Origin of the sequence: Paenibacillus sp. OK076, assembly GCF_900110055.1 — a bacterium.
Lineage (GTDB): Bacteria > Bacillota > Bacilli > Paenibacillales > Paenibacillaceae > Paenibacillus.
This window is the reverse complement of the sequence record NZ_FOCH01000002.1, coordinates 222,895-247,909: the sequence shown is the minus strand read 5'-3', so window position 1 is coordinate 247,909 and position 25,015 is coordinate 222,895. Positions and strand designations below refer to the sequence as shown.

Here is a 25,015-nt window from a genome sequence, read left to right as displayed (position 1 = left end):
GATTCACATGAAAGTTGGCGTGATTATGGGTGGCACATCTTCGGAGCGGGAAGTTTCCCTGCTCACTGGACAGGAGATGATCAACCATCTGGATGGACAGAAGTATGAGGTTATTCCGGTGGAGATCAATAGCAAACGTGATCTTATTGAGAAAGCCGCAGGATTGGATGTGGCACTGCTCGCTCTGCACGGCAAATACGGCGAGGATGGCACAATTCAGGGCACGTTAGAGTCGCTGGGTGTTCCTTATACAGGCTGTGGTGTCCTCGCGAGCAGCGTATGCATGGACAAAGATATGTCCAAACGCCTCATCCAGCATGCAGGTGTACCTACTGGCGAGTGGCTTCAGGTAAGCAGTTTGGATGAATTGTCATCAACCGCTGTGCAGCAGTTAACGTATCCCGTCGTGGTAAAGCCCAATTCAGGCGGTTCCAGCATTGGTACGCAAGTGGTGCAGGAATCCTCGGCTCTTCATGCGGCTGTAGAAGCAGCACTCGTCTGGGACGAAGTCGTCATGATCGAGCAATATATTGGGGGCGAGGAGATTACCTGCGCCATTCTGGATGGTCAGATGCTTCCTGTTATCTCGATTCGTTCAAATGCCGATTTTTTCGATTACACCTCCAAATATAATGACGGCGGCGCTGATGAGCAGGTCGTTCATTTGCCTGCGGATTTGCACAAACGTGTAGAAGCCGCGGCACTAACCTGTTACCGGGTGTTAAAATGCAGTGTCTATGCTCGCGTGGACATGATGATTCGGGATGGCATGCCCTATGTGCTTGAGGTGAACACGCTGCCGGGTCTTACCCGAAACAGCCTGCTGCCCAAAAGTGCTGCTGCTGCTGGTATTTCCTTTGCCAGTTTGCTGGATTCCATCATTGATCTCTCGTTAAAAGAACGCCAAAAGGAGGCAACACGATCATGAGTCTGAGTGTAACGATTCGTAACAGTTCCCCTGCAGATCTGCAGGATATGGTCATTCTTATGGATCAACTCGGTTATCCAACTACGTATGCCGAAATGAAGGAGCGTTATTCGCACATCGCTGCGGATTCAAACTTTGCAACGTTGGTTGCCGAAGTCCGTGGCCGTGTCGTTGGACTGATTGGACTCCAAACATCTTACCTATATGAAAAAAACGGAAAACACTGCCGTATTATGGCTCTTATCGTGCATGACCAGTTCAGAAGCTCCGGCATCGGTCGTCAGCTTATTCTGGAAGCAGAGCAATGGGCAGCCACTCATGGCGTGGATTCCTTGTCTCTAAACAGCGGCAATCGCCCGGATCGTGAAGCTGCGCATAAATTCTACCAACAGATGGGCTTTACCGCGGGAAGCACCGGCTTTAGCAAAAAGCCGCAGGCTTTGCAGCACAGCTGACTGTTTACAAAGTAACATCAAAAAAACGCCCATTTCCAACACAAAGGTCGGAAACGGGCGTTCTCTTTTTGCTATATAAGTACATTTATCTATTTGCCTTCATGGACTCATACGCAGCAAATAACTCCTCTATAGCCACTCCATTAATCTTCATTCCTGCCACCTGACACTGTTCCAACTGTACGTCGGACAGATCACAGTCATTGAAATGACTGCCCTTGAGGTCACAATGTTCCCAACGCATGGGTACTCTATCTGGGCCGAGATGTGTATCCTGGAAATGAACACCATCCAAAGCGCAGAATTCAACCTTGCTATCTGTTAAACGCAAATCGGCCAGTAATATGCTGGTCATATTCAGATTGGTGAATTTGCCCCCACTCAGGTTGCAATCGGTCATCCGGATATCCCGAAGATTGCTGGTGCTGAAGCGAACTGAATCCAGATCAGCTTGGTAAAATTCAGTAACTGTCTCACCCTTAACGTTGGATAATTCCTCAGATGGGAGCTGGATTACAGGCTCTATTGTTATGATTTTCTCATATCCATATTCATCTTCAGACGCATGGAGACAGACATAACCCATTTTCTCATAAAAATGATGATTATCCCGATGTCTTCCCGAGGTCTCCAGCTTCCATACCCCAATCTCGGGAAATTCGGCCTCAACAAGCCTGATGACCTGAGATCCTATACCCCGACCATGACAAACGGGATCAATAAAGATTTTATCCAGTCTCGCATGCCTGCTTCCCAATACATTGACACTGACTCCACCAATGGTACACCCATCCCATTCTATAACGTAATAGTCCCATTCACGGATCACGTAACTGTGCATACGAACAGACGAATAGCCTGGTGGACAAAGGTTGCTGTCCGGAACTGTGTCTCCTTTAGCCCAGACTCTAATCGCATGGTCAAAGGCTCTGGTGCATATCTCCGTAAGCACTTCAGCATCCTCTTGGCATGCACGACGAAGCTGAACTTGAGATTGCAGCCCCAGTGAAGATGCTGGTGCCGGCTGTACTTTATGTCGCTCAAAGTAATCGTAATCTGCCTGATCCGAAAGTTTTCTGCGAGAGACATAACGAAATTCGGCATGCTCAAGCACCTTGCGTGAAGGCTGGTTAAACGGCTTCACAATACCCACGATTCGGTCCAACAGAGTATTTTCGAACAAGTATGTCGTTAAGGCATTCACTGCTTCTGTAATATACCCTTTATTCCGATAATCGCGTGAAATGGCGTAAGCCACTTCACGATCATCACTATCCAGCATGTCATTGGGAAACACACCACACCAACCAATGATTTGCTGGTCTTTGTTGTGTACAACTGCCAGCATGACCCGTACATCTTTTGGATCGAACTGCTCGTAACTGCCAACAACAAATTGCAGAAAACCATGCAGCTGTTCCTCTGTCATCCTCCATTCGGGAAGAATATCCGTGATTTCAGGTTGTCGGGTTAATGCATACAGCGCGTCCTGGTCTTCCAGCGTTAGTGGACGTAATGTAATCGAACTGGATTGGATGGTCAATTGACTTTTCATATATAACACCTCTGGGGGATTTATTTGGGATGACACGACAAAGAGGAGCACCTCCAATAGAGGCACTCCCCGATTCGTTTCATCATTTCAGAAACGCCGAAGCTCCTCGTAATGGGTCAAAAAGGACACACGTATCCCGTTAATGGTCTAACGGAATTTTTTCATTGTGTTCTTTCATGATCATTACGAGAAATCTGGCATACTCTGAAATCCCCTCTCAACTAAGGCTTACATACAAATCTTAATTATGGCCGGTCGATGAAAATCCAGCCTGTTTCTTTTTCCTTATCTACAGATGCCCCAAGAGATTCTGCCATAAAGCGCAGCGGGACGTAAGTTTTGCCGTTTTTGCCCACAAAGGCGGGTTCGACCATCGTTACTTCCTTGCCTGCAACGGTTGCCTTCTTGGAACCTACAGTCAAGACAATCTCATCACCGGTGATATCGTCAATCACGACGATTTTATCCGACCCTTTGGTCCATTTCACTTCAGCATCCAATTCTTCGGACAGATAGCGTAGAGGAACAAATGTTGTATTTTTAACAGTGATTGCGCCATAGGATTCGTCGTCCGGATACAACATGACATATTTACGGGTGATTCCCGCTTCATCTTTCAACAGCTGATACACAAGTGAATTGGAATCGAAATTGCGCAACATCTGACCTGGCGTGATATCTCCCTGCATCAGATCTATTGCACCCGCCGTTTTGTCCACGGCATCCACAGTCACTGGTCCACCAATATTCCACAGTTCGCTGTCACCGTATACGGATACCGATTTGATCGGCAGATCTTCAGAAGCAGGCAACGCTACTTTGAAATCATAGTTCTGTTTACGGATATTCAGTGCGCTGTCCAGATAAAAGTCCAATTTGAGATTGGTCTCCGTTCCGAACACCGTCTTCAATTCAGGTGTTTCGGTCAACAAGTTGGCTAGTTCCTTGTCGTAATTGGCAAGAATCTCGTCAAGACCACCCTTAATCATTTCATACAATGAAGCAACTTCGGCATCCCGTGATTCGCTAATCGTAGAAGGAAGGGCACTGCCGTCGCCAGTATCAACCGTGTTGAATGTAACGAGGATAGGGTAGAACACATCATACAGATCTCCAATCAGATCTTTGAGTCCTTGCTCATCCTGAGCAACACTTGTCAGAAACGGTTTAACCATGGCAAGAAGCTCTTCTCCACTGATCTCCACATGCAGCTTGGAGAGACTCAGCGATTCACCATTAACCGATTCCTGTACCGGAGTTACGGAAATATTTTTCGGGTTGGACAAATGTTTGAGCGCAAAAGTCAGCAATTTCGGGGAAAGCTCCTCGATCTGCTTCTCCAACGCCTTCGTATCTAGCATAGGAAGCGTGTCATCCTCCAAAGATATGTATAGAGGCTTTTGCGCTCCGTCTACATCAATGACCATTTCCGATTGATCCATCGACAGATGGAAAGGCAATTTCTTTCCTTGCATACTCAGTGTACCTTTGACAGACGCCGTGCTGGAGTCCTTTACTTTGGCATCTTCAATATCCAATGAAACGGAATTAATGAGTTCAATCATTTGAAGCGCATCCTCATCGACGAGGTTTGCTGTAGGTTCAATTTTTATATGCATCGACTGTTTGGATTCACCGGACTTGACGGTTGTACTGTTGACAACGGCTTTGCCAATATCTACGCCACCTACGGCCTGACATCCCGTTAGCGCAACCATCATCAAAACGAGTGGTACGGCAATCCACTTCACTAGCTTGTGATTTTTGATACGATCTCCTCCTTAGGAAAAATGTGGTTCACTCCTATTATGAGGGTTATAGGTAATTGTTGTAAACCGGGTCCATAAATAAATACCAAAAAAGGCCGAACAATGGTCCGACCTCGGGTATGACGTATATTTAAAATTTGGTGTAATTGGCTTCAACAGCACTATGCCTAGTCGAACCATAAACAGTTCAGTTTATTCTTTTTCCGTATCCTTGGACTCAGTGTCCTCATCGGATTCTTTACCATCGGTACGTGCAGGGGTTTCAAATTGATCCGGCTCGTCGTCTTGAATGGCTTTGTTCTCTTCATTCTGGTCTTGTGTCATATCGTATTCCCTCTCTTCTACCGGATTTTAGGCACAGTCTGTGCCTTGTTTCTATCAATAACCGGAATAATGACAAATTAAACAGACGGAGGTGGGAACTTAGAAAATATAAAAGACAATTCCGTTCCCGCTTGCAGCCGTCGCCTGATATAAAGCCTGAACATCATTCAGTGTCTGAACGATCTCATCGAATGTCTCCTCTGCATCCCAATCTTCCATGACAGGATACACGCCCTCAGCTACCATTTGTTCCAGGCTAAACCGTTTCTTCAATTCTTCAGGTGTCAGTTGTTCTAACGCAATATACGCCTCAAGCACCTGTTCATTGTTCAGCAGGAACAGATCCATGTCTGAATAGTTGCCCAAATATTGTTCGCCTGACAAAGGGACCACATAACCCAGAGGGGGCTGCCCCTCCACCACTTCACCAGTCAACGTAAACTGAAGCATCTGCCACGTTTTATCAATATCCAGCTCGACCGAACAATCATGAACACTGACTTCACCTGATTTAATGGATTCAACCAATTCCTTGGTGACAACAAGATATCTGCCGGACATGCCCATACCCTTATCCCTCCTATGTATGTACTGCTCTTCTTTCCATTAACCGTGCTTGTTGTACAAGAATCGGGGTAAAGAGGTGGAAAGGAACAACAATAATCTTCAAGAAGGAGCGGAGTCCATGAAAAAGTTTGATTACAGCCTCAATTACGAGGAGCTTGATCTGCGCAAGCAGCCTGAACTGTATACCGTTGGCCGGGGAGAGCAAGGGGTATTAATGGTGGAGCCCTACAAAAGCGAGATTTTACCATACTGGCGGTTCAAAACACCCGAAATTGCGACAGAATCCTCGCAGAAGATCTACGAACTATTTTTGGAGTATAAGAAAAAGGATGACTTTGTCGGTATGGATATGGCACGCAAGTTTCTGCAAATGGGCTATTCGCGGGCCCGGCGGTATACGAATCATAAAGGCGGACGCAAATATTCGAAGGAGGACGGCTCCATCCTGCCTTATCAGAATGATAAGGTGAAGGCTGAATCCGCAGCCATTTTCAAAGCACAATGGGAGATCGCCAAAACGGACCCGGATTATGTGAAAATGAAGCAGGAGCACCGGGAGAAGTATGAGTCGAAGAACGCGCAGGAGCAGGGGTGAAAATACATGATTCATGCAGATGTTCATTTTGATATAATGCAATACATCAAGCTTCACACACGAGATTAACGAGTATACCCATCCAAAGGAGCCCTCATGAACCCACCTAGCCACCATTTCTTTTTTACGCTTGTTTGCATCACCCTGTGTCTGTTTATTCTGCTTCCTTTGCCTGCATCTGCAGCCAAGTCTGAACTTGCCAGACAACATGAAACGACGGCTTTGGGTCCACTTCAAACCTATGTTGACGGGATGCAGCCGGGATGGAACCTGGGAAATTCCCTGGATACGGTCGGTCCTGACGAAACGTATTGGGGCAACCCGCGAGTTACCCGCGAACTGATACAGCAGATCGCTGCTCAGGGATACCGAAGTATTCGCATTCCCGTCACATGGGATGGGCATATGGGTGACGCACCAGACTACACTGTTGATCCGGCCTACATGGCGCGTGTTCAGGAGGTTGTCCAATGGGCGCTTGACGCCAACCTCTATGTCGTCGTGAACGTTCACCATGATTCCTATCTCTGGATCAGTCAACTGGAGGCGGACCATGATCAGGTGCTTTCCCGTTATAAAGCAGTATGGACTCAGATTGCCAAGCAGTTCAAAGATGAACCACGTAAGCTGATGTTTGAAAGTGTTAACGAACCGCGCTTTCACCGCGGAGCAACAAATGCAGGCGACATGGGCTCAGGCAGCAATATTGATGAGGCGCGACAGTTGGAGCTTTTGCATGAATTGAACACTGCATTTGTTAAGTTGGTACGAGAAACAGGTGGAAATAACGCTGAGCGCCCGTTGGTCCTGCCTACGCTGGAAGGTTCACCAACACAGGTGAGACTCGACAGTTTGCAGCAGACGATAGCTGGGCTAAAGGACCACAACCTGATTGCTACGGTGCATTATTACGGATACTGGCCGTTCAGCGTCAACATTGCGGGGCATACCACCTTCGATACGGATACGAAAAATGATGCGGCCAGTACGTTTAATAACGTGTACAACACGCTGGTTATTCAAGGTATTCCGGTTATTCTGGGCGAATACGGCCTGCTCGGTTTCGACAAACATACGGATGTCATCGAACAGGGAGAGAAGCTGAAATATTTTGAATTCATCGGTCATCAGCTAAAAGAAAAAAAGATCGCGTCCATGTTATGGGACAACGGTCAGCATCTGAATCGACAAACATTTCAGTGGGCTGACAACGATTTATTTCAGATGATCCAAGCGTCTTTGACAGGACGTTCTGCCGTGGGAGAATGCGATCTGCTCTATTTCAAACAAGGTGCGCCTGTGGGAGACAGACCATTGACGATCAAGTTAAACGGAAACAAGCTGGTTGCCCTGTATGCGGGTGAGGAGATGCTAAAAGCTGGCACGGATTATTCGTTCAACGGCAACACGTTAACCGTCAAATCCGCTGCGTTATCACGGATGATCCGCTCAACTCAGAAAATTGGGAACCATGGGATACTTACAGCAAAGTTCAATCGGGGCGCAGAATGGAAATGGAATGTAATTGTGTCTACGGAGCCCAAGTTGGGCGGGGCAACAGGTACGGTAGACACCTTCTCCATTCCGACCCAGTTTCAAGGTGATCAGCTTGCCACGATGGAGGCTGTGTATGCTTCCGGTGAGAATACAGCGTCACAGGACTGGACACCGTTCAAAGAGTTTTTGACCACATTTGCTCCTTCTTATGAAACGAATGAAATTAAACTACAGCCCGATTGGCTCAAAGAACTGCACGACGCACAGATCGAGCTAACATTTCATTTCTGGAGTGGTGAGGTCATTCGCTACACCCTGATTAAGAACGGAAATCAGGTGACTGGCAAGGTACAAAATAATTGAAATTGTTCGCGGGTTGAGATTGTACGACCTGTTGATTGCAATGGGCGCTGCTGGATGCAGCATGACCTACACAGTATTGAAGATTGTTCAAATAGAGACGCTGCCAGTTGGGTATTTCAGCTGGCAGCGTCTTTGAGTTTGGTAGGTTTGGTAGGTTTGGTAGGTTTGGTATGGTTTGGTATGGTACGCCTAAGCCTGTGCCTTTTGCGGCTTGCCACTCTTCGAACGGGGCCGAAGCATGCCCCCTACGATGCGCAGCATTTGTCTGCGCGGCATAAGGCGAGCGAACTGGGCCGTCCAGTAATTGGAGGCACCTGGCACAGCATACGGCTTGCCTGACGCCAACGCCTTCATCGCCACTTCCACAACATGCTCTGGCGTATCCCGTTTGCCTACCGAGGCCTCTTCGGCTCCTACTACGTCGAAGAATGAGGTATCGGTCGAGCCAGGACATAAAGCCAAAAACTGAACGCCTCGCTTCCGGTTCTCTTCATACAACGCCTCTGTAAAAGAAAGAACGAAAGATTTCGTAGCCCCATATACAGCCATGTATGGATCAGGCTGAAAAGCAGCCGTTGAAGAGACATTGATGACGGTACCGTTCCGTTTTTGCAGCATGCCTGGCAGGAAAAGATGGGTCATGTTCATGACTGCGAGTACATTCAGCATAATCTCTTCCTGCTGCCGTGCACCATCCACCTGCTCAAACATTCCATGCGTGGCAAATCCCGCATTGTTGATTAATACATTGACCTGTATTCCTCGATTCATACATTCCTCATAAACGTGTTGTGGTGCATCCGCCTGGGATAGATCCGCTACAATTACTTCCGTCTTCACTTGATAGGTTCGCTCAATCCGTTCTGCTAGTTGACGCAATTTGGACTCCGATCGGGCCACCAAGACCACATGTTTGCCTTTTGACGCCATCTCCAATGCAAAAGTCTGCCCAATTCCTGAAGAAGCCCCCGTAATGAGGACCCATTGATTTTGAACCTGCTTCATATCTCATCCACCTTTTTTAAACACTCGTTTTTTATTGGAAACACTGTTTCCTAATGAAACCATCGTACTCTCTTGTCTTCTTACTGTCAACTTCTTTTGATCATTTGACGATTTCCAGCGTAAAACAGTAGAATGACGATAAGAAACACAGTTTCCGTTAAACAACAATATGGATGTATGAGGATGAGATAGATGAAAGATCACAATTCGGGTTCCAAAGAATCCGCTCACACGGTCACTACCTTTCAGGAAGCCAGACTCCAGCACTCCGAAAACCTGCGCCAAAATATTGTGCATGCCGCCGCATCTTTGCTGCAAGAGCACGGTCCCGAAGCCGTCACGGTTCGGCGTGTGGCAGAACGAATGGAGTGCTCCACCAAAATCATATATAACCTCTTCGGCAAGAAAGAAGGGTTAGCTAAATATCTATATATGGAGGGGTGCGCCCTCCTATCCCAATCGTTTGAATCCGTGCCTCAGCAAGCATCATTCGAGAATTATTTTCGCGATCTCGCTTATGCCTACTGGGATTTCGGGATTACACAATCCAGCTTCTATCAGCTGATGTTTGGTGGTTCTTTTGCAGAATTCAAACCAGATGCAGAGAGTCTGCAAGGAACAGCAACTGCCCTCAAACAAATTACTTCCTTGGTTGCGGCCTCAATTGAGCAGGGAATGCTTAAGGAGAACGATCTCCTGCTTGCAGTCCGTATGATTTGGGCCCCTCTGCATGGTGTCATCCATCTGTACCTGGGAGGCCATATTGAGAGTGAAGATGCCGCGAAACGGCTATATGATCATACGTTGTCCATGGTTATTCTTTCACTTGTTGGAGTATCCTCCAATGGCTAAGCCATGAATGGATAAGGAAACGAAAGAAGGAGCAAGCACTTCATCGCTCGGATGAAGGAACCTGCTCCTTTTTATAATTATATATAAGGGATTACTATCGCTAATTAACGCGCGGCTTCGTTCTCAGCTTCCCAACGCGAGATTTCAGCACGGACTTTGGGAGCGACTTCTTTGCCGAGCAATTCAATGGCTCTCATCACTTCTTCATGCGGCATCGTACCGAGGGGAGTGTGTAGCATGAAGCGTGTAATACCCACTTCTTTGCGCAGATAGATAATCTTCTGAGCCACGGTATCCACATCACCCACATACAATGCGCCTTCCAGACTGCGTGCCGCGTCAAAGGTTGCACGGCTGTAGTGTCCCCAGCCGCGTTCACGGCCCAGTATGTTCATTACAGCCTGAGCTGGAGGGAAGAATTTCTCCACGGCTTCATCTGTTGTATCCGCAATGAACCCATGAGAGTGGGAAGCCACAGTCAGTTTGGAAGCGTCGTGACCTGCATGTGCGGCTGCTTTTTTGTACAACTCCACCAGTGGCGCGAATTGAACAGGACGACCACCAATAATAGCGAGGACAAGCGGTAATCCAAGCAGACCTGCGCGGACAACCGATTCCTGGTTACCGCCACTACCGATCCATACAGGCAGCTTCTCTTGTACCGGACGTGGGTAGATGCCCAGATTGTTAAAGGAAGGGCGGTGTTTGCCTTCCCAAGTTACTTTTTCCGAGTCACGCAGCTTTAAGAGCAGCTCCAATTTTTCATCAAATAATTCATCATAATCATTCAGATCATAGCCGAACAATGGGAATGATTCGATGAATGATCCCCGCCCTGCCATAATTTCCGCACGCCCATTCGAAATGCCATCCAGCGTTGCAAAATCCTGAAAAACCCGTACCGGATCAGCCGAAGATAGCACCGTTACAGCGCTGGTTAGGCGAATGCGTTTGGTCTGTGAAGCTGCGGCGGCCAGAATGACAGCTGGTGATGAAGCGGCATAGTCGGCACGATGATGTTCTCCCACGCCGTATACATCCAGCCCCACCTGATCTGCCAAAACAATCTCTTCAACGACGTCGCGAATACGCTGCGCATGGCTTATAAGTTCTCCTGTGTTTACATCTGGGTTCGTCTCCACAAATGTACTGATTCCGATTTCCATTGTCTATTCCTCCCTGGTATGAAGCGATCCGTCGTTCATCTAACCTATTGTAAGTAGATCACCTTTTGTTATTTATCTTAATATTGAACTATTTTGATGAAAAATACAAGTGCCCCCTGTTTCCAGAGGGCACTTTCGTGAAATATTCTTCTCAGAATCCAATGATTTCATGATTATTTCTTTTTCCCAATGTACAGCAGATGAGACGAGATTCCCAATATCGATGGGTCTTTGGCCGCCTCAATCATGTAGTGAATCAACTCATCGTATTCCCCGCGTTCTTTCCAATATTGCTGCTGCTCTTCTGTGAGCATAGCTCTCAGACTGGACGATCCAATCAGGTTTACCGTTTCGAATCCGTGCTGCTCCATAAACGGGTTAATATCCTGAATGTTGAAATAGTACGCCCCCGTAAACCGTCCTTGATCCAGATGATCGAATGTCCCCTTTTCCACAAAAGACCGGATAGCTTCCATATGGTCATGTGGTTTCCATTGCTGCGGGAATTGCAAAGAGGTAATGCCCATTCGCATGCGGCTCTGCATCGCTACAAACACAGTTCCCCCACGCTTGGTGACCCGATGCAGCTCCCGTACCGCGGCCACTCGCTCTTCTTCCGTCTGCAGATGATACAACGGCCCCAGCATCAGAGAGGCATCATACGTCTCATCTGCAATGCCGTTCAGATGGGTCGCATCCAATACATGGAATCCATCAAACTGCTGTGTTAAATCCAACTCCATTGCCTTCTGCCGAGCCATATCCACAGATGCAGGGGTCAGGTCTGACAGTGTGACATGGTATCCGAGCCTGGCAAGCTCCATCGCATATTTGCCTGGTCCGGCGCCATTGTCCAGCACAAGTCCGGTTGCCGGAAGGGACTCTCGGATATAATGCATGTTAATGATGAACTCGAGTGGCTCCCGGTCCAGCCTCCCCCACTCATCAAATCTGGAATAATACTCAATCACACGTGATCTTTCCATGATTCTGCACCTGCCTTTTCTCAACATTAAGGCCATATAAAAAAACAAAAAACCTGCCGCCTCAACTAAGAGGCGACAGGTCTGACCTTCGCGGTACCACTCTTTTTTGATCCATGAACAGGATTGGATACATCGTGCTCCAACCTATCCTGCCATAACATCTCAGGACCTGATGACGGAGGTTAACCGTCAGGATCTACATGAAGTCAGCGTATAGCATCATTTTCAACATCCAGCCCTTCCCTGTGCTGAACAATGACGATACTTACGTAACTACGATTCGATCCTGCTGCTCACAGGTGAGTTGGGGATAGGTTGGACTGCCTTGCACCATAACGACAGTTCTCTGGACCAAACCTTGTGCCTTAATACTCCTGATCAATGCATTTGACTGTTAAATTTTACTCAGTATAGTACTTCTAAATATTTCCTGTCAATTCTTATTTTCCAGTTGCACAGCTACTTCACGTTCCGGTTCTTCTGTGCTGTACATCCACGGATATACGATTGCTGAATCCGATGTGTAATTATTATACCGATCAATACCCAGGTTTTTTCCGTCACCCGCAAATTGAGTCTTGGCCGGAGTACCATAACTTCGTTTGCCCTTCTGGATCGTATAGGTCTGATTAATTCCACCAAAATGTAGATCATCACTATATCTCTCCACGTACAAATCACCGTCCTTACGGTAATATGTCCAATGGATTATAGAATCGCCCAGATTCGAATTAATGTATTGTGGTTTCTCCCCAATCTCGGATAAGGTAATTGGCTCAAATTCACCCTGAATATAATTGACTTTATGGCGGGCATACAAGGTCATTGGGGTATCCTGATTAACTTCCAATCCAGAGGTTACTTCGAAGCGCAGTTCCGCTTCATGTGCCGGATCGTCCGACGGCCATACCCCTCCAATTAACTTGCTGCCATTTACATCAAGTGTGTATTTCAAATATGGTAATTGCATGAAATATTCGCTATGAGTAACGATCAGCCTGATTTGGGTGGGTGTAATTATGGCTTCCTTGATGACTGCTCCATCCGACTGATCCTCCAGAGGTATATTTAGCACTCTTGTACTCGTACCACTAAGCATCTCTGTTTTATCCAGACGAATACCGATATCCAGTGGTTGGTCCATTTTTCTTTCTTCTTTACTATAAGCCAGTACATAACTTGCTGCTTGTTGCTTCAACGTCTCCAGGTTATAGAACTGTTCTGATATATATTCACCATGTTCTCCAGGCTTGCCATTTATGCTCGGTGCATTCTCCTCCACCATCTGTCCATTCTGATCATATATCTTTAAATGCGGAAAGGCGTAGTCACGAACCTCCGGTTGATCAAAGGTTAATGATGTAGACAACATCATCTTATTTTCCTTCTCGTTGAATGCGCTAACTACAAGTTCACCCAAACCATCCTTGTTGATATTGAACATCTGTGATTGTGGCTGTAACGGATCTAGGGTAATTTCCTTTTCTTCCGGAACTAACACTTGGATTCCACCTACAGTGAATTCGACATTCGCTTCTTTTCCTGATGGTGTCCACTCCGTCTCAAAGTACCCTTTAAACTTCCCATCAGTCTGATCAGGAACATGGTAGTATCTCCCTTCAATTAGCTTGCCGCTCTCATCTCGCAGGCCAATAGAAGGGAATCTTACGGTATCACCTTTATACTTACCAGGGTCCAGTGTATACAAAATAACTGTGCGATTATCATCGGAAAAGGCTGTATCCAGAGTTAATGTTACCCCTTTTACTGTTACGGACTGATTCAGTTTCTGTCCAAGCTCCTTTTGCATGGCATTCTGGATACCACTGCGGTGATTTAAAAGATCACCCCAATTGTAGTGGACTGCTGCATATACCGGCGTCGCCATGAGAATAACTGCAGCGGTTCCGATCAATGCAGTCTTTTTCCATTTGAAGTGTTGTTGCACATGTGCTTTATTCTCTGATACATGAAGTTCAGGGCAACGCTCCCGATCCTGTACTATCTGATCCCACATGGCATCGAAATCGGGATAGCGAATATCCTCATCATTTTTCAGATGACGAGACAACAGATTTTCCGTATGCTTCACTATACATTTCCCCTTTCTGATGTTGCTTTCTCGCTTGGTCCCATTTTTTCCTAAGCAATCGAATTCCCTTATAAACTCTTGACTTCACCGTGCCCAGTGGTACTTCCAGAATCTCTGCAGCTTCGGATAAACTTAATTCATTCATATAACGCAGCAGAATCGCTGAACGTATTTTCTCAGGCAGCTCATGAACCCATTGTGCCCAGACCTCGGACTCCTCCACATGCTCGATCAACGTATCAACCGGATCAGCCGTTCGTTGAGGCGTGAGAATAAACTGCTTTTTCTCCCGCTGCTTGGCTGTGCGCTCCCTCTTCAGAAAGTTAAGACAATGATTCACCGTAATTCTCATCAGCCATGTCTTCATGTATTCAACCTTCTGCCAATCCTGACGAAACACCGTAATAAAAACATCGTGGCATACATCTTCTGCATCCTGAGCGTGATGGAGCATGTAATAACAAGTTCGGTACACATCCTTGTTGTACTTTTCAAACAGTTCCTTTTCGTTCAAAAGGTTCCCTCCTTTCTCTGCATCAGCCTTTTCAAATCTATAGACAAAGCCGATCCTTCAAAGGTTCATTCTTACCCTTTCTCCACACAACAAAAAAGAACCTTCACTTCCACAGCATTGCAGAAATGAACGTTCTTTATGGTTTAAGACAAGACCAGTAACATGGCAATCCAGCGATGCCTAAGAGGAGATGCTAGATTTTTTTCACAAACTCGGACTTCAGCTTCATTGCGCCCAGGCTGTCGATTTTGCAGTCGATGTCATGGTCACCGTCAATCAGACGAATGTTTTTGACTTTGGTGCCCTGCTTAACTACCAACGAGCTGCCTTTCACCTTCAAATCCTTAATGACCGTAACGGTATCGCCATCATTCAGGACATTACCATTTGAATCGCGTACTACTTTACTTTCTTCTGCATTCTCTTGTTCAGACACTAGCCTCCATTCGTGCGCACACTCTGGACACACCAACAGATTACCGTCCTCGTACGTGTATTCGGAATTACATTTGGGGCAATTAGGCAAATTAGACATATGTATTAAACTCTCCATTCATTTTGTGGCTTCCTCGCAAGTATACGGGAATGCAGTCCATTGTTCCACATCGGCACGAGGTTAATTGATTTTAAACTAAATTTAAGATTGCCCCGCCCCCTGATTTAAGGAAGGCTTCTTATACTAAAATTCCAGAAGAACAATTGATAACAAATACTATTCTTAAAGTCGTGTCTCACACGAATTGCTGATATCCATTTCCGATTAGAAGGAGTTTCTGCTTATGTCACCCTATGTTTTTCCTGTCCAAACGGCTTTTTTTATTTTTGTCCTTATCGCCATGTTTTTGCTGGTGCCTTGGTTGATCTACGGATATCGGAAAGATGGATTTTTTAGCTGGCCACGATTTGGCGTCAGCTTTTCATTTATTTTCTACCTGCTGGCTGCGTATTGTCTGGTTATTCTTCCTTTCCCGACCACGCGTAATACATGTGCACAGCAAGCAGCGGATACCGTATATTACAACCTTTTTCCGTTCACCTTTGTAAAAGATATTATGAAAGAAACACCGATCGTCTGGTCTCAACCCGCCAGCTATATGGTAATGATTCAGGGCAGAGCTTTTCTGCAAGTTCTGTTCAACGTAATGCTTCTCATGCCACTTGGCGTGTATATCCGGTATTTTTGGCAAAATAGATCGTACTGGAAACAGGCTTTAATAAGCGGATTCGGCTTATCCCTGTTCTTTGAGATTACCCAGATCACAGGCTTCTACGGTTTTTATGATTGCCCGTATCGGTTGTTTGACGTGGATGATCTCCTGCTGAATACTTCAGGAACGGTGCTTGGATTCTTCGCAGCTCCCATCCTGCTTGCCTTATTCCCATCTCGTGCAAGTATTCAGGCGAAAAGCGAACAAATCCTCGAACAAAACAAGGTCTATCCTGTACCTCAATTACTGGCGCTTATCATTGATAGTGTAGTTGTTGTGTTTGCAACCAATTTAATGTCTATTTTCAATCTAACCCATACAAATGCTATGACCATTATGCTAAATACCATGATCGCGATGCTGTTTGTATTTTTCTTTATCCCATCCCTGAAAGAAGGCAGAACACCAGGTTCAGCCCTGATGCGATTCAGATATGTTGATCAACGGACTGGCGAGCCTTCCAGCAGTTCCCTGTTCAAAAGATTGCTCGCGCTTTACGTCCCTTGGCTGTTTGTGACCATTGCTCAAATCATAAACGAGTATGCTTTGCTAAACAAAAACGCGATGCTTGAGCCCTATAAAATATGGCTCTCTGTCGGCATTGTTGGTTTGCATGTGCTGATTCTCCTGGTATTGTTCGCTCATGTCATACTGGTGCTGTTCTCCCGGGGCAAGCGAGCGTTTTACTGTGATGATGTGTCTAAGACAAGAGCATCCCGAAAGTAAATGCTGGACTCATTCCACCTCACAGCACATAGGTTCGGGTGAAGAATAGTACCGTATCGTTTGCCATTAAAGTCTTCAAGTTTGATCCATCGTAAAAAAAGGTGTGCCTCGTCAGCCAATGACGAGACACACCTTTTAACTATGTTAAGATGAAGTCCAGAGGTGGTCGAACTATAGCCCCAGCAGCTTACGTTTGGAAGCTTCCGGGTCATGGACCAACTCCACTTCATGATTGAAAATTAGCGTAGCGCGATCATCTTCGTAGGCAGGCCAATTTACTCCCGCTGTCTCAGGCTTGCCCTGCTTGGCAAACGAAATCCATGCATCCTGCACTTTACCCGCAAGTTCTGCTGCTGCGGCATCCGGTTCGGCATTCATAAACTTCAATACAGGCAATGTATTAAAAGCAAAGAAGATATCGATACTATGAATTGATTTTTGCAGCAGTGGATGCTCTGGCATCACCCAATCAAAGCGATACATCCATACAGGTGCATGCTTCTTCTGAGCTGCCGCATATTGCACAGCCGAGCGCCAGAAGAACAAATCCGTCATTACCTGGGCCTGGCCATCTGCAGTCTTCGGATAACTGTCCGCAATGGCAGCCCGATTCTCCAGATCAGGTGTCATGAAATCAACAGCCTTCACCATATTGATCTCTTCGGAGTAAGGCACCTGAGGCTGAATGAACAACGAGCCTTCATGCAAAGTGGTTCCAATTAGTACAGGGATATCCTGTGCTGCGCCCTTTTCTACCGCCTGGAGAGGCGAGTTCGGAAGTGTATCTCCATCCAGTACGGGCTGGAACAACAGGGCCATCCCTGCACCGCTTTGTTGTTTGACCGTCTCGCCAGCAGCGATGATTTGCTCCACTGGAATGGTTTTGAGTTTATGCAGGTCATCTGGTGTCACACCCAGAACCTTCAGCATGCCTTCACGAATGGCTGAAGCCTGCTCTGCTGGCATGACTTGCGAGGCTCCACTTTGCATAATGGCACGGTGGAACAACCCTTTGGCTGCTGGCATCGCCATCAAAGCCGCAATACTCATGCTGCCCGCAGATTCTCCGAATACAGTGACGTTACCCGAGTCGCCGCCAAAAGCCTCAATGTTGTCCTGTACCCATTGCAGTGCAGCAACCTGATCCAGTAAACCCACGTTGGATGCAAAACCTTCTCCCAGCGGGGCCATATGCAGGAATCCAAGCGGCCCCAGGCGGTAATTGATCGTCACGACGATAACGTCTCCCCGGAGGACGAGTTGTGTTCCATCGTACATCGGCTGGCTGCCAGCGCCTGAAACGAACGATCCACCATGAATCCATACCATCACGGAAAGTGGATCATGGCTTTCTTTTTCAGGTGCCCAGATATTCAGGTAAAGACTATCCTCCGATTCCACCGGCGGCAGTCCGGATATGGCCTCGGTTTGAGGATTTCTTGGCTGTATATTTTCAGGGCCGAATTGCTTCGCCTCTCTGACTCCATCCCACGACTCGGGTGGAACCGGAGCCTGAAAGCGTAATTCACCCACGGGTGGTTTAGCATAAGGAATGCCTTTCCATACATTCACTCCATGCAGAAGCTCTCCTTGAACCGTGCCATATCTTGTATTCACTTGAAGTTCCCTCATGCGCACATACATCCTCTCTACTGATCGATAGTTCCAGTTTACGACTGGTATTGTTCAGATCTGGGTGTAACTTTGAGCTGATGAAATTCTGTCTCAAGGTTTGTTTAATAACGTACACAAAGAATGACCTTCTATTGCTTCAACGCCCTTTTGTATGTACTGGCTGGCGCGTTTCCAATAATTTGAGTATAAATCCCAGCTGGTCCCATTTACAAGTTTGCCCAAAATCAACCGCCATCGCTACGTTTCACGTGGAACTTTTGCAGTAATAATAAAGACTCCGCTTCAATTAACGAGCGAAGTCTTCTATTGCTGCCCTGGATATTCCATCAACTTACACGATGTATGGATCAATTACCGCCGTTTACTTTTACCGGATAATGAACCGTATATTCTGCACCTTCAATCCAGCTCCCGGTTACATGATTACGACCCTTAACGACAACCCGATCGCGGTACACATCCACATGTAGACTCTCACTTCCCTCCAGATGCTCATCCTCATCCGTCCAGAGATAAGCTACAGAGGAAGCATTAAACATCGTTGGCAGCTGTCCGCCACCTTCGTACATGGTGCGCCGAGCCTCTAATTGCCAATGGGTGTGCCCAGAGAAGAGGATGACCTGAGGATAACGACTTAGCACAGCCTTTAATGCTGCGTCCTGATTCACGCCATACCAACCCTGTTCCTTCATGGAACCCGCAACAGTATCCATCAGTGGTTGATGGAGAAAGACAAAAATCGGCTGCTCCGGCAATGCTTGCTCCGATAGTTTCGTTTCCAGCCATTGCAGTTGATCGGCAGACATATCACAATCTTTTGGATGAGGCTGCTCCGTACCCAGGAAGATATAATGATAACCGTCGATCCAGTGGTCGTGATACGATCCGTTCATACCTGTGATTGCTGTAAAATCGCTCAACCGCTTCTGCCATAACTCTTCAATTGAGATGGAATTCTGTGGTTTTTCAATATCATGAGCCTCGACTTGGCCCATATCCCCTGAATGCCCTAATACCTCGCCCACCTCATGCTGGGTCATGGTGGTCAAATTCAGCGGCGGATCTCCCCATAGAATGGCTCCGATATCATGATTGCCTACAGTGTAACGTATTTCAGGCAGTGATTCGCTGTGAGTCTCCAATATACGCTGCAACTCCTGGTATTCTTGCGGCAGTCCACGATCAGTCACATCACCCACATGCATAATTCCACTGCTGCCATGACTATATGTTGCGATGTCTTCCAGTGCTTTCTCCAGATGACGGTTATGGATATGATCGGCCTGCTCTCTTACATGAGTATCGGTGATGACCTGGAAGCTGACGATCGGTTGTTCGTGTTTATTTTCATTTCCCATCAGGAATCACTCCATTTCAGTCCAATAATGCCAATCAGAATAAAGCCCATCCAGACGATCGACATCGCCTTCAGACGTTCTCCCAGAAAGTAATGTCCCACGATCCCAATCAATGTAATGCCTACGCCTGACCAGATGGCATAAGCAACACCCAGCGGCATATACTTCACAGCAAAATTCAACAGGGTAAAGCTCGCTCCATAACAGGCAAACATAAGAATGGAAGGCCATAAGCGGGTAAACCCATCCGATACCCTCATCAGAATCGTACCGCTCAGCTCCAATCCAATCGCCAGGGCAAGCAGTATCCAGCCGGTATACGAATGACTCGTCATCGGTTTACCTCGACTTCCAGCAATTCATCAAACGAACGAACCGTAAGATCCGCGAGCTTGATATGAGCAGGGTCACCGACAGCAATCTTCCAGGCAGCCCCCGCAGCACGAGCCATCTCCATATCACCATCCGTATCGCCGATCACGACAGCTCTTGCAGCAGGTACACCCAGCCGCTCACACGCCAGCAACAACATGTCAGGAAACGGTTTTCCCCGTCCAACCTGATCCGTTCCTACAACTACAGTGAAAAAAGAGTCAATCCCCATCCACTTCAAATGACTTAGGGCATTTTCGGTCTCATCCGCTGTGACGACGCCCATTTTCAGTCCTTTGCTGCGACACTGCTCAAGAAAGGCAAGGACACCTGGGAGAGGCTGAGCAGGGCGCTCCTTATTCATTGCATATTCTGCCTGTAGCAAACATTCCCTCACGATAATTTTCGCTTCCGCCCAGCTCAATCCTGCACGATAGCCATGCCAAGTTAATACGGCGTAGACCTCCTCCATCGTTCCCATGGCAAGGGGGCCTCGCACATCATAACCGTTCATTCGACCCTGCTCATCATGGAATGTCCCCCATATATGAGGAATCTCTGCTGCGTTGAACTGAAGGGCACGAGCAGCAAGCTCTTCCCGGAAGTTCTCCATCACACAATCGGTCCAGAAGCCCCACATGGCTGTAAAATCAAGCAATGTCCCATCCTTGTCAAATAAAATAGCCTCAATTGGGGTCGAAAGGTTCCCCAGCGTTAATTCGGGCATCGGTTACGCTCCTTGTCTGCTAAATTAAGAAGTCAGAAAAGCGGTACATGACTGCACCGCTCCTCCAAGTTAAGCTTGTTTCCCTTGTTATTTCACGCGATCCAATTCTTTTTGAGCCTTTTCTTTGGCTTCTTTCAGCGCTTGTGCGGCTGGAATGTTATTAATCTGAACCTGATCTGCTGCATCCTTCAGCGCAGCATTGATTTTGCCTCCGGTCGGGTCCTGAAACGGAGCCGAAGCATGGGAAGCCTGCTGCAATGGAACCTTAATTTGCGGATTCTCTTCACTGAACGTTTTGAAAGCAGGATCTTCTTGAGCAGATTGACGAACTGCAATATAACCTGTGTTCATGGACCACGCGGCTGTATTCGCTGTTTCCGAGAAATACGTCAACCATTTATAAGCTGCTTGCTGCTGTTCCGGACTTGCTTCTGCCGGTATACCTGCCATGATTGCACTCGCTACAGGTTTGCCTTGGCCTACACCTTCCCAGCCCGGTTGTTCCATGGCTGCAACGATGCTGAAATCCAGATCTCCTTGGTCACCGCTGGAACCTGTGTATCCGGCTGCTTTATTTTTCATCACGTCATCAATGGTTTTGTACCAGTACTCCCAGCCTTGTCCGCCAAAGTGAATCCCCATGGTCTTGTCCTCATTAATCCACTTGCGGAACAGTTCCCACGTCTCTACCCATTCCGGTGAATCGATCGTTACGGTCTTGCCGTCATCACTCAGAATCTTCCCGCCTTTACCCAGCACGGCGTCAATCATGTTATCGCTACCCCACATCGGCTCCCAGCCATAGAAGGTTGTCTTGCCATTCTCCTGCTTGCTCATCTTCGCTGCCGCTTCAGCAAGTGCCTCCCACGTCGTCAGAGTGGCAGGATCGATATTATTCTTTTTGAGCGCATCCATACGGTAATACATGATCTGAGTTGTTCCGTACATTGGTAAGAAATACTGCTTGCCGTCTACTTTTCCCTGCTCCAGGAAGGTCTGAACGTAATCTTCCTTGTTAAAGCTCTGATCGGCAGCGATCAGCTCGTCCAGTGGTGCATAGTACCCTTTGCGCGCCCAGTCGATATTGGAGCTTAGTACAGCGGCGGGTACTTTTTTCGAGGCAATAGCTGCCTGCAGTTTTTGTTCCGTCTCCGTGTAATCGGCTTGTACAATCCCTTTGACAACAACGTCGCTCTGGGATGCATTGAAGGCGTCAATCGTCTTCTTCATGTTATCTCCCAGGTTACCACCCAGACCATACCAGAACTCAATCTCGACCGGACTACTTGATGCAGAATCCGCTCCATTCGCAGCAGCTGCATCTGAACCCTTCCCTGTGCCGCTATCGGCTGAGGAACCACATGCGGTGATCAGGGCGAAACTTGCAGCCAGTACCAGCGACATGCCCCCTCTCCACCTGAGCTTTAATTTGTTCCGCCATTTCATACTCGCTTGACCCAGTTTCATTTTGATTCCTCCTATATAAAGTATGTTGTGAAAATCAGTTCTTGTTCACGCCGGCAGTAATATTCACACTTTGCATGATCGTTTTCTGGGTAAACAGGAAAAGGATAAGCAGCGGTGCGATGGTAAAGGCACTGGCAGCCATGATCTGGGGCCATGCCAGACCGTAGGCTCCACCCTCCACGAAAAAGCTGCGCAGACCTGCGGATACCAGCTGCAGATTCGGGTCTTTGGTAATGAGCATCGGCCAGAAATAGTTGTTGTACTGGTCAATGAATGTAATCAACACCATCACGGCAAACGATGAACGAACCAGCGGTGTCATAATGGTCCACAGAATGCGGAAGTGCGACGCTCCATCCAATTGTCCGGCTTCTACCAGTTCGTGCGACACCTGCATGAACGCCTGACGGATCAGGAAGATGGAGAACACACTGACACAGTTGGACACAATCAGTCCGGTATAGGAATCCAGTAATTTGAGTTCGCTGAGCACCAAATAACTGGGCAAATACACGGCGGTACTCGGTATCATGTAGCCCACCAGGATCAATCCGGTGAGTACCCCTTTTATACGAAAACGCATATGGGTAAGTGCATAGGCCATCATGCTGGAGTTAATGACCTGGATCAGACAGATCGCCGCCGCTACCCCTGTACTGTTCAGAATGTAACGGGCAAACGGAGCAGCTTGCCAGGCATCCACATAATTATTCCAACGGAACGTTTCGGGCCAGAAGGTTGGCGGGAACTGCCAGATCTCGTCATTCGTTTTGAACCCGCTAATGACCATCCAGTAGAACGGAAATGCCATTGTCAGACTCACCAGCGCAAGCAGCAGATAGCGGAGTGCGGTAGCAAATCCTTTTCCTGCACGAGGGACCTTCTGTTTCTGCACTTCCTCACGACGATTATCTTTTCTTGTTTGGTTGCTTAGAGTGGTCATGTTCATCAGTAGTGCACCAGGCGTCGGCCGAGCAGGAAAGATACTCCTGACAGCAGAACGCAGATCAGAATAATAACGACGGCGATGGAAGAAGCCTCGCCCACATTGAAGGACTCAAATGCAGATTGATAATACATGTAAAGCAGTGTTCTTGTTGATCCCGCCGGTCCCCCTTGCGTCATCACGTTGATCTGGTCATAAGCCTGAAGCGACTGGATCGTCAGGATGATGGACAGGAAGAACGTGGTGGGTGAAATCAACGGCAGTGTAATGCTTCTGAACTTGTCCCAGCTGCCTGCCCCATCAATCGATGCGGCTTCAAGCAGATCGGATGGCAGATTACGCAAAGCAACCAGGTAAAATACCATGGACCAGCCAATCGATTTCCACAGCGTGACGATGAGCACAGCTACCAGTGCCCAGTTCTGATCTTTCAGCCAGCCGATCGGGGATATGCCGACCCAGCCAAGCAGCAGGTTGGCCAGCCCCACTTCAGGTTCGAAAATCCATGACCACGCAATGGAGACTGCGACAGTCGGGGTCACCCAAGGGGAGAATAGCAGCGTCCGGAACAGGCCGGAGGACTTAATCTTGCTGTTCATGAGCATGGCCAGCGCCAATCCGCCCACTATCGTAGGCACTACACTTCCAAGACCGAACAACAGCGTAACTTTTAATGAACGATAGAATTCAGAATTGGTTAGCAGATAGCTGTAGTTATCCAAACCGACGAATAATTTGTCAGGACTCATAAAGTCCCAATCCGTAAAACTCAGATATACAATGTATCCCAAAGGCCCCAGCCAGAAAATGAGTAATGGGATAAGGGCAGGAAGGGTGAAGAGAACCGCTTCTGTCTCCCTCCATAGTTTCACACGCAATTTGCACACTCCTAATCGTCCAAATTTTATTTAATTTTTCTAAAAATCATGCTTTCAAACTCCCTTTAATCTCTTCTGTACAAAAATGATTGTATAATACATTTGAAAAAACTAATTCCGGGTTATGTTAAAATAACGCGAGGTCATGTAAAATATGAAAAGGAAACAGGGAGTCCCATCCATATACTAGAGGTGAGATTGTGGGAAAAGAAGCTGCCGAGGACCAGAACCATTCGTCGTTGTCCTATCGGCCCGAGCTGAGGGAAAAAGTCATTGACGCCATTGCCAATACCATGGATCTGTACGGAGTCAATCATTCATTTGGCCAACTGTATGGCATTATGTATTTTGAGGATCGCCCCATGACACTGGAAGAGATGAAAACGTCCATGAACATGAGCAAAAGTAATATGAGTTATGCTGTACGTTCGCTTACCGAATCTCAGATGATCTATAAATTGGAGGAAAAGCGGGAACGGCAGGATCAGTATCTGGCCGAAACAAACTTTTTCCGTACGTTTCAGAACTTCTTCGGGGCCAAGCTTCAGCGGGAAATCGACGTGATGCAGGAAAGCCTTCGGGAGGTCATTCCGCAGTTATCGGAAATTATTCTCGCCAGAACAACTCCACCGGAGGAACGGGAAGATGCTTTGCGCGATTTGCATAAACTTCAGCATGCCGAGCAGTATTATGAGTGGTTGCAGGGATTTGTAGATCAACTGCGGGAAGGTGTTTTTTACAAAGACGCTCCGCATGAAAGTGATTGATGCAGCGTTGCGAAGAATCTCCAGTATAACGATCTTAATGAAACAAGCTTCTTACGAAAAAACCAGCAAAAGGCCAACCCCAGGGATGGCCTCTTCTTTGTTACCACTCGTGGATTCTCGGGTGTTTCGTTAGATCAAAATGTATACGTGCCATCTCGATCGCCACCGTTGTGCCGTCGCCAAAATGCCATACAGTCCAGTAACGGACTAACCAAGGGTACCTCTCACTTCTTTATGAACGCCCCCCTCCCCGGAAGCATCCA

At 47.3% G+C, this 25,015-nt stretch carries 24 protein-coding genes; 7 read left to right on the top strand and 17 right to left on the bottom strand.

Annotation, left to right across the window (positions count from 1 at the left end; genetic code table 11):
- Positions 1–7: 7 nt before the first annotated feature.
- A complete protein-coding gene (locus tag BMY78_RS19975; RefSeq protein ID WP_090902964.1) occupies positions 8–928 on the top strand; it encodes a D-alanine--D-alanine ligase in 921 nt (306 codons plus the stop codon).
- The gene (locus tag BMY78_RS19970) at positions 925–1,383 is read left to right on the top strand and encodes a GNAT family N-acetyltransferase (protein ID WP_254790096.1); all 459 of its coding nucleotides are present in this window, start codon (positions 925–927) and stop codon (positions 1,381–1,383) included. Before BMY78_RS19975 ends, BMY78_RS19970 begins: the two co-directional genes overlap by 4 nt.
- A gap of 85 nt (positions 1,384–1,468) precedes the next feature.
- Here the strand turns inward: BMY78_RS19970 and BMY78_RS19965 are convergent, their stop codons facing one another.
- The 4 genes from BMY78_RS19965 to BMY78_RS19955 all read right to left on the bottom strand — a co-directional run bounded on the left by BMY78_RS19965 (position 1,469) and on the right by BMY78_RS19955 (position 5,598).
- A complete protein-coding gene (locus tag BMY78_RS19965) occupies positions 1,469–2,938 on the bottom strand; it encodes a GNAT family N-acetyltransferase (protein WP_090902963.1) in 1,470 nt (489 codons plus the stop codon).
- A gap of 245 nt (positions 2,939–3,183) precedes the next feature.
- Entirely contained in the window at positions 3,184–4,689 is a 1,506-nt protein-coding gene (locus BMY78_RS19960; protein ID WP_256222230.1) for a copper amine oxidase N-terminal domain-containing protein, read from the bottom strand.
- Between the two features lie 210 nt (positions 4,690–4,899).
- Entirely contained in the window at positions 4,900–5,031 is a 132-nt protein-coding gene (locus BMY78_RS33420; protein ID WP_256222229.1) for a hypothetical protein, read from the bottom strand.
- A 99-nt stretch (positions 5,032–5,130) separates the two neighbouring features.
- Positions 5,131–5,598 carry a YfbM family protein gene (locus BMY78_RS19955; protein WP_090902961.1) on the bottom strand — a complete coding sequence of 156 codons (468 nt, stop codon included), beginning with the start codon at positions 5,596–5,598 and terminating at the stop codon, positions 5,131–5,133.
- A gap of 118 nt (positions 5,599–5,716) precedes the next feature.
- Here BMY78_RS19955 and BMY78_RS19950 point away from each other — a divergent pair, with 118 nt between their 5' ends.
- A complete protein-coding gene (locus BMY78_RS19950; RefSeq protein ID WP_090902960.1) occupies positions 5,717–6,193 on the top strand; it encodes a DUF4385 domain-containing protein in 477 nt (158 codons plus the stop codon).
- A 96-nt stretch (positions 6,194–6,289) separates the two neighbouring features.
- Entirely contained in the window at positions 6,290–8,053 is a 1,764-nt protein-coding gene (locus BMY78_RS19945) for a cellulase family glycosylhydrolase (protein WP_090902958.1), read from the top strand.
- A 189-nt stretch (positions 8,054–8,242) separates the two neighbouring features.
- Here BMY78_RS19945 and BMY78_RS19940 read toward each other — a convergent pair whose 3' ends face one another.
- Positions 8,243–9,058, bottom strand: a complete 816-nt coding sequence (locus BMY78_RS19940) for an SDR family NAD(P)-dependent oxidoreductase (RefSeq protein ID WP_090902956.1) — start codon at positions 9,056–9,058, stop codon at positions 8,243–8,245.
- A gap of 192 nt (positions 9,059–9,250) precedes the next feature.
- Here BMY78_RS19940 and BMY78_RS19935 point away from each other — a divergent pair, with 192 nt between their 5' ends.
- Positions 9,251–9,910 carry a TetR/AcrR family transcriptional regulator gene (locus BMY78_RS19935; protein WP_090902954.1) on the top strand — a complete coding sequence of 220 codons (660 nt, stop codon included), beginning with the start codon at positions 9,251–9,253 and terminating at the stop codon, positions 9,908–9,910.
- 104 nt (positions 9,911–10,014) lie between these two features.
- Here the strand turns inward: BMY78_RS19935 and BMY78_RS19930 are convergent, their stop codons facing one another.
- The 5 genes from BMY78_RS19930 to BMY78_RS19910 form a co-directional block, all read right to left on the bottom strand.
- Positions 10,015–11,076 (bottom strand): LLM class flavin-dependent oxidoreductase, encoded by a 1,062-nt coding sequence (locus BMY78_RS19930; protein WP_090902952.1) that lies wholly within the window; start codon positions 11,074–11,076, stop codon positions 10,015–10,017.
- A 173-nt stretch (positions 11,077–11,249) separates the two neighbouring features.
- Positions 11,250–12,062, bottom strand: coding sequence for a class I SAM-dependent methyltransferase (locus BMY78_RS19925; RefSeq protein WP_090902950.1), 813 nt, complete (start codon positions 12,060–12,062; stop codon positions 11,250–11,252).
- 433 nt (positions 12,063–12,495) lie between these two features.
- Complete coding sequence (locus tag BMY78_RS19920; protein WP_090902947.1) at positions 12,496–14,154, bottom strand: DUF4179 domain-containing protein; 1,659 nt, start codon at positions 14,152–14,154, stop codon at positions 12,496–12,498.
- Positions 14,111–14,668, bottom strand: coding sequence for an RNA polymerase sigma factor (locus tag BMY78_RS19915; protein ID WP_090902946.1), 558 nt, complete (start codon positions 14,666–14,668; stop codon positions 14,111–14,113). Before BMY78_RS19915 ends, BMY78_RS19920 begins: the two co-directional genes overlap by 44 nt.
- Before the next feature lie 193 nt (positions 14,669–14,861).
- Entirely contained in the window at positions 14,862–15,203 is a 342-nt protein-coding gene (locus tag BMY78_RS19910; protein ID WP_090903613.1) for a zinc ribbon domain-containing protein YjdM, read from the bottom strand.
- A gap of 244 nt (positions 15,204–15,447) precedes the next feature.
- Here BMY78_RS19910 and BMY78_RS19905 point away from each other — a divergent pair, with 244 nt between their 5' ends.
- Positions 15,448–16,602 carry a VanZ family protein gene (locus BMY78_RS19905; RefSeq protein WP_090902944.1) on the top strand — a complete coding sequence of 385 codons (1,155 nt, stop codon included), beginning with the start codon at positions 15,448–15,450 and terminating at the stop codon, positions 16,600–16,602.
- Positions 16,603–16,773: 171 nt separating this feature from the next.
- Here BMY78_RS19905 and BMY78_RS19900 read toward each other — a convergent pair whose 3' ends face one another.
- From BMY78_RS19900 to BMY78_RS19870, 7 genes are all read right to left on the bottom strand, one after another.
- The gene (locus BMY78_RS19900) at positions 16,774–18,234 is read right to left on the bottom strand and encodes a carboxylesterase/lipase family protein (RefSeq protein ID WP_090902942.1); all 1,461 of its coding nucleotides are present in this window, start codon (positions 18,232–18,234) and stop codon (positions 16,774–16,776) included.
- Between the two features lie 350 nt (positions 18,235–18,584).
- Positions 18,585–19,595 carry a metallophosphoesterase family protein gene (locus BMY78_RS19895; protein WP_090902940.1) on the bottom strand — a complete coding sequence of 337 codons (1,011 nt, stop codon included), beginning with the start codon at positions 19,593–19,595 and terminating at the stop codon, positions 18,585–18,587.
- Entirely contained in the window at positions 19,595–19,930 is a 336-nt protein-coding gene (locus BMY78_RS19890) for a DMT family transporter (RefSeq protein ID WP_090902938.1), read from the bottom strand. The genes BMY78_RS19895 and BMY78_RS19890 overlap by 1 nt, the downstream gene beginning before the upstream one ends.
- The gene (locus tag BMY78_RS19885) at positions 19,927–20,694 is read right to left on the bottom strand and encodes an HAD family hydrolase (RefSeq protein WP_090902936.1); all 768 of its coding nucleotides are present in this window, start codon (positions 20,692–20,694) and stop codon (positions 19,927–19,929) included. The genes BMY78_RS19890 and BMY78_RS19885 overlap by 4 nt, the downstream gene beginning before the upstream one ends.
- An 87-nt stretch (positions 20,695–20,781) precedes the next feature.
- Positions 20,782–22,161 carry an ABC transporter substrate-binding protein gene (locus tag BMY78_RS19880; RefSeq protein WP_090902934.1) on the bottom strand — a complete coding sequence of 460 codons (1,380 nt, stop codon included), beginning with the start codon at positions 22,159–22,161 and terminating at the stop codon, positions 20,782–20,784.
- A 34-nt stretch (positions 22,162–22,195) separates the two neighbouring features.
- On the bottom strand, positions 22,196–23,110 hold the full coding sequence (locus tag BMY78_RS19875) for a carbohydrate ABC transporter permease (RefSeq protein ID WP_256222228.1): 915 nt from the start codon (positions 23,108–23,110) through the stop codon (positions 22,196–22,198).
- Complete coding sequence (locus BMY78_RS19870) at positions 23,110–23,985, bottom strand: carbohydrate ABC transporter permease (protein ID WP_063565861.1); 876 nt, start codon at positions 23,983–23,985, stop codon at positions 23,110–23,112. Before BMY78_RS19870 ends, BMY78_RS19875 begins: the two co-directional genes overlap by 1 nt.
- Before the next feature lie 200 nt (positions 23,986–24,185).
- Here BMY78_RS19870 and BMY78_RS19865 point away from each other — a divergent pair, with 200 nt between their 5' ends.
- Positions 24,186–24,752 (top strand): GbsR/MarR family transcriptional regulator, encoded by a 567-nt coding sequence (locus tag BMY78_RS19865; RefSeq protein WP_090902932.1) that lies wholly within the window; start codon positions 24,186–24,188, stop codon positions 24,750–24,752.
- Positions 24,753–25,015: the final 263 nt, after the last annotated feature.

Bases quoted from the DNA above. Each gene is read 5' to 3' on its own strand.
- BMY78_RS19900 (WP_090902942.1), bottom strand. From the start codon at position 18,234: ATGAGGGAACTTCAAGTGAATACAAGATATGGCACGGTTCAAGGAGAG.
- BMY78_RS33420 (WP_256222229.1), bottom strand. From the start codon at position 5,031: ATGACACAAGACCAGAATGAAGAGAACAAAGCCATTCAAGACGACGAG.
- BMY78_RS19975 (WP_090902964.1), top strand. From the start codon at position 8: ATGAAAGTTGGCGTGATTATGGGTGGCACATCTTCGGAGCGGGAAGTT.
- BMY78_RS19885 (WP_090902936.1), bottom strand. From the start codon at position 20,694: ATGCCCGAATTAACGCTGGGGAACCTTTCGACCCCAATTGAGGCTATT.
- BMY78_RS19875 (WP_256222228.1), bottom strand. From the start codon at position 23,110: ATGAACATGACCACTCTAAGCAACCAAACAAGAAAAGATAATCGTCGT.
- BMY78_RS19880 (WP_090902934.1), bottom strand. From the start codon at position 22,161: ATGAAACTGGGTCAAGCGAGTATGAAATGGCGGAACAAATTAAAGCTC.
- BMY78_RS19970 (WP_254790096.1), top strand. From the start codon at position 925: ATGAGTCTGAGTGTAACGATTCGTAACAGTTCCCCTGCAGATCTGCAG.
- BMY78_RS19925 (WP_090902950.1), bottom strand. From the start codon at position 12,062: ATGGAAAGATCACGTGTGATTGAGTATTATTCCAGATTTGATGAGTGG.
- BMY78_RS19950 (WP_090902960.1), top strand. From the start codon at position 5,717: ATGAAAAAGTTTGATTACAGCCTCAATTACGAGGAGCTTGATCTGCGC.
- BMY78_RS19955 (WP_090902961.1), bottom strand. From the start codon at position 5,598: ATGGGCATGTCCGGCAGATATCTTGTTGTCACCAAGGAATTGGTTGAA.
- BMY78_RS19940 (WP_090902956.1), bottom strand. From the start codon at position 9,058: ATGAAGCAGGTTCAAAATCAATGGGTCCTCATTACGGGGGCTTCTTCA.
- BMY78_RS19905 (WP_090902944.1), top strand. From the start codon at position 15,448: ATGTCACCCTATGTTTTTCCTGTCCAAACGGCTTTTTTTATTTTTGTC.
- BMY78_RS19965 (WP_090902963.1), bottom strand. From the start codon at position 2,938: ATGAAAAGTCAATTGACCATCCAATCCAGTTCGATTACATTACGTCCA.
- BMY78_RS19935 (WP_090902954.1), top strand. From the start codon at position 9,251: ATGAAAGATCACAATTCGGGTTCCAAAGAATCCGCTCACACGGTCACT.
- BMY78_RS19910 (WP_090903613.1), bottom strand. From the start codon at position 15,203: ATGTCTAATTTGCCTAATTGCCCCAAATGTAATTCCGAATACACGTAC.
- BMY78_RS19930 (WP_090902952.1), bottom strand. From the start codon at position 11,076: ATGGAAATCGGAATCAGTACATTTGTGGAGACGAACCCAGATGTAAAC.
- BMY78_RS19895 (WP_090902940.1), bottom strand. From the start codon at position 19,595: ATGGGAAATGAAAATAAACACGAACAACCGATCGTCAGCTTCCAGGTC.
- BMY78_RS19945 (WP_090902958.1), top strand. From the start codon at position 6,290: ATGAACCCACCTAGCCACCATTTCTTTTTTACGCTTGTTTGCATCACC.
- BMY78_RS19890 (WP_090902938.1), bottom strand. From the start codon at position 19,930: ATGACGAGTCATTCGTATACCGGCTGGATACTGCTTGCCCTGGCGATT.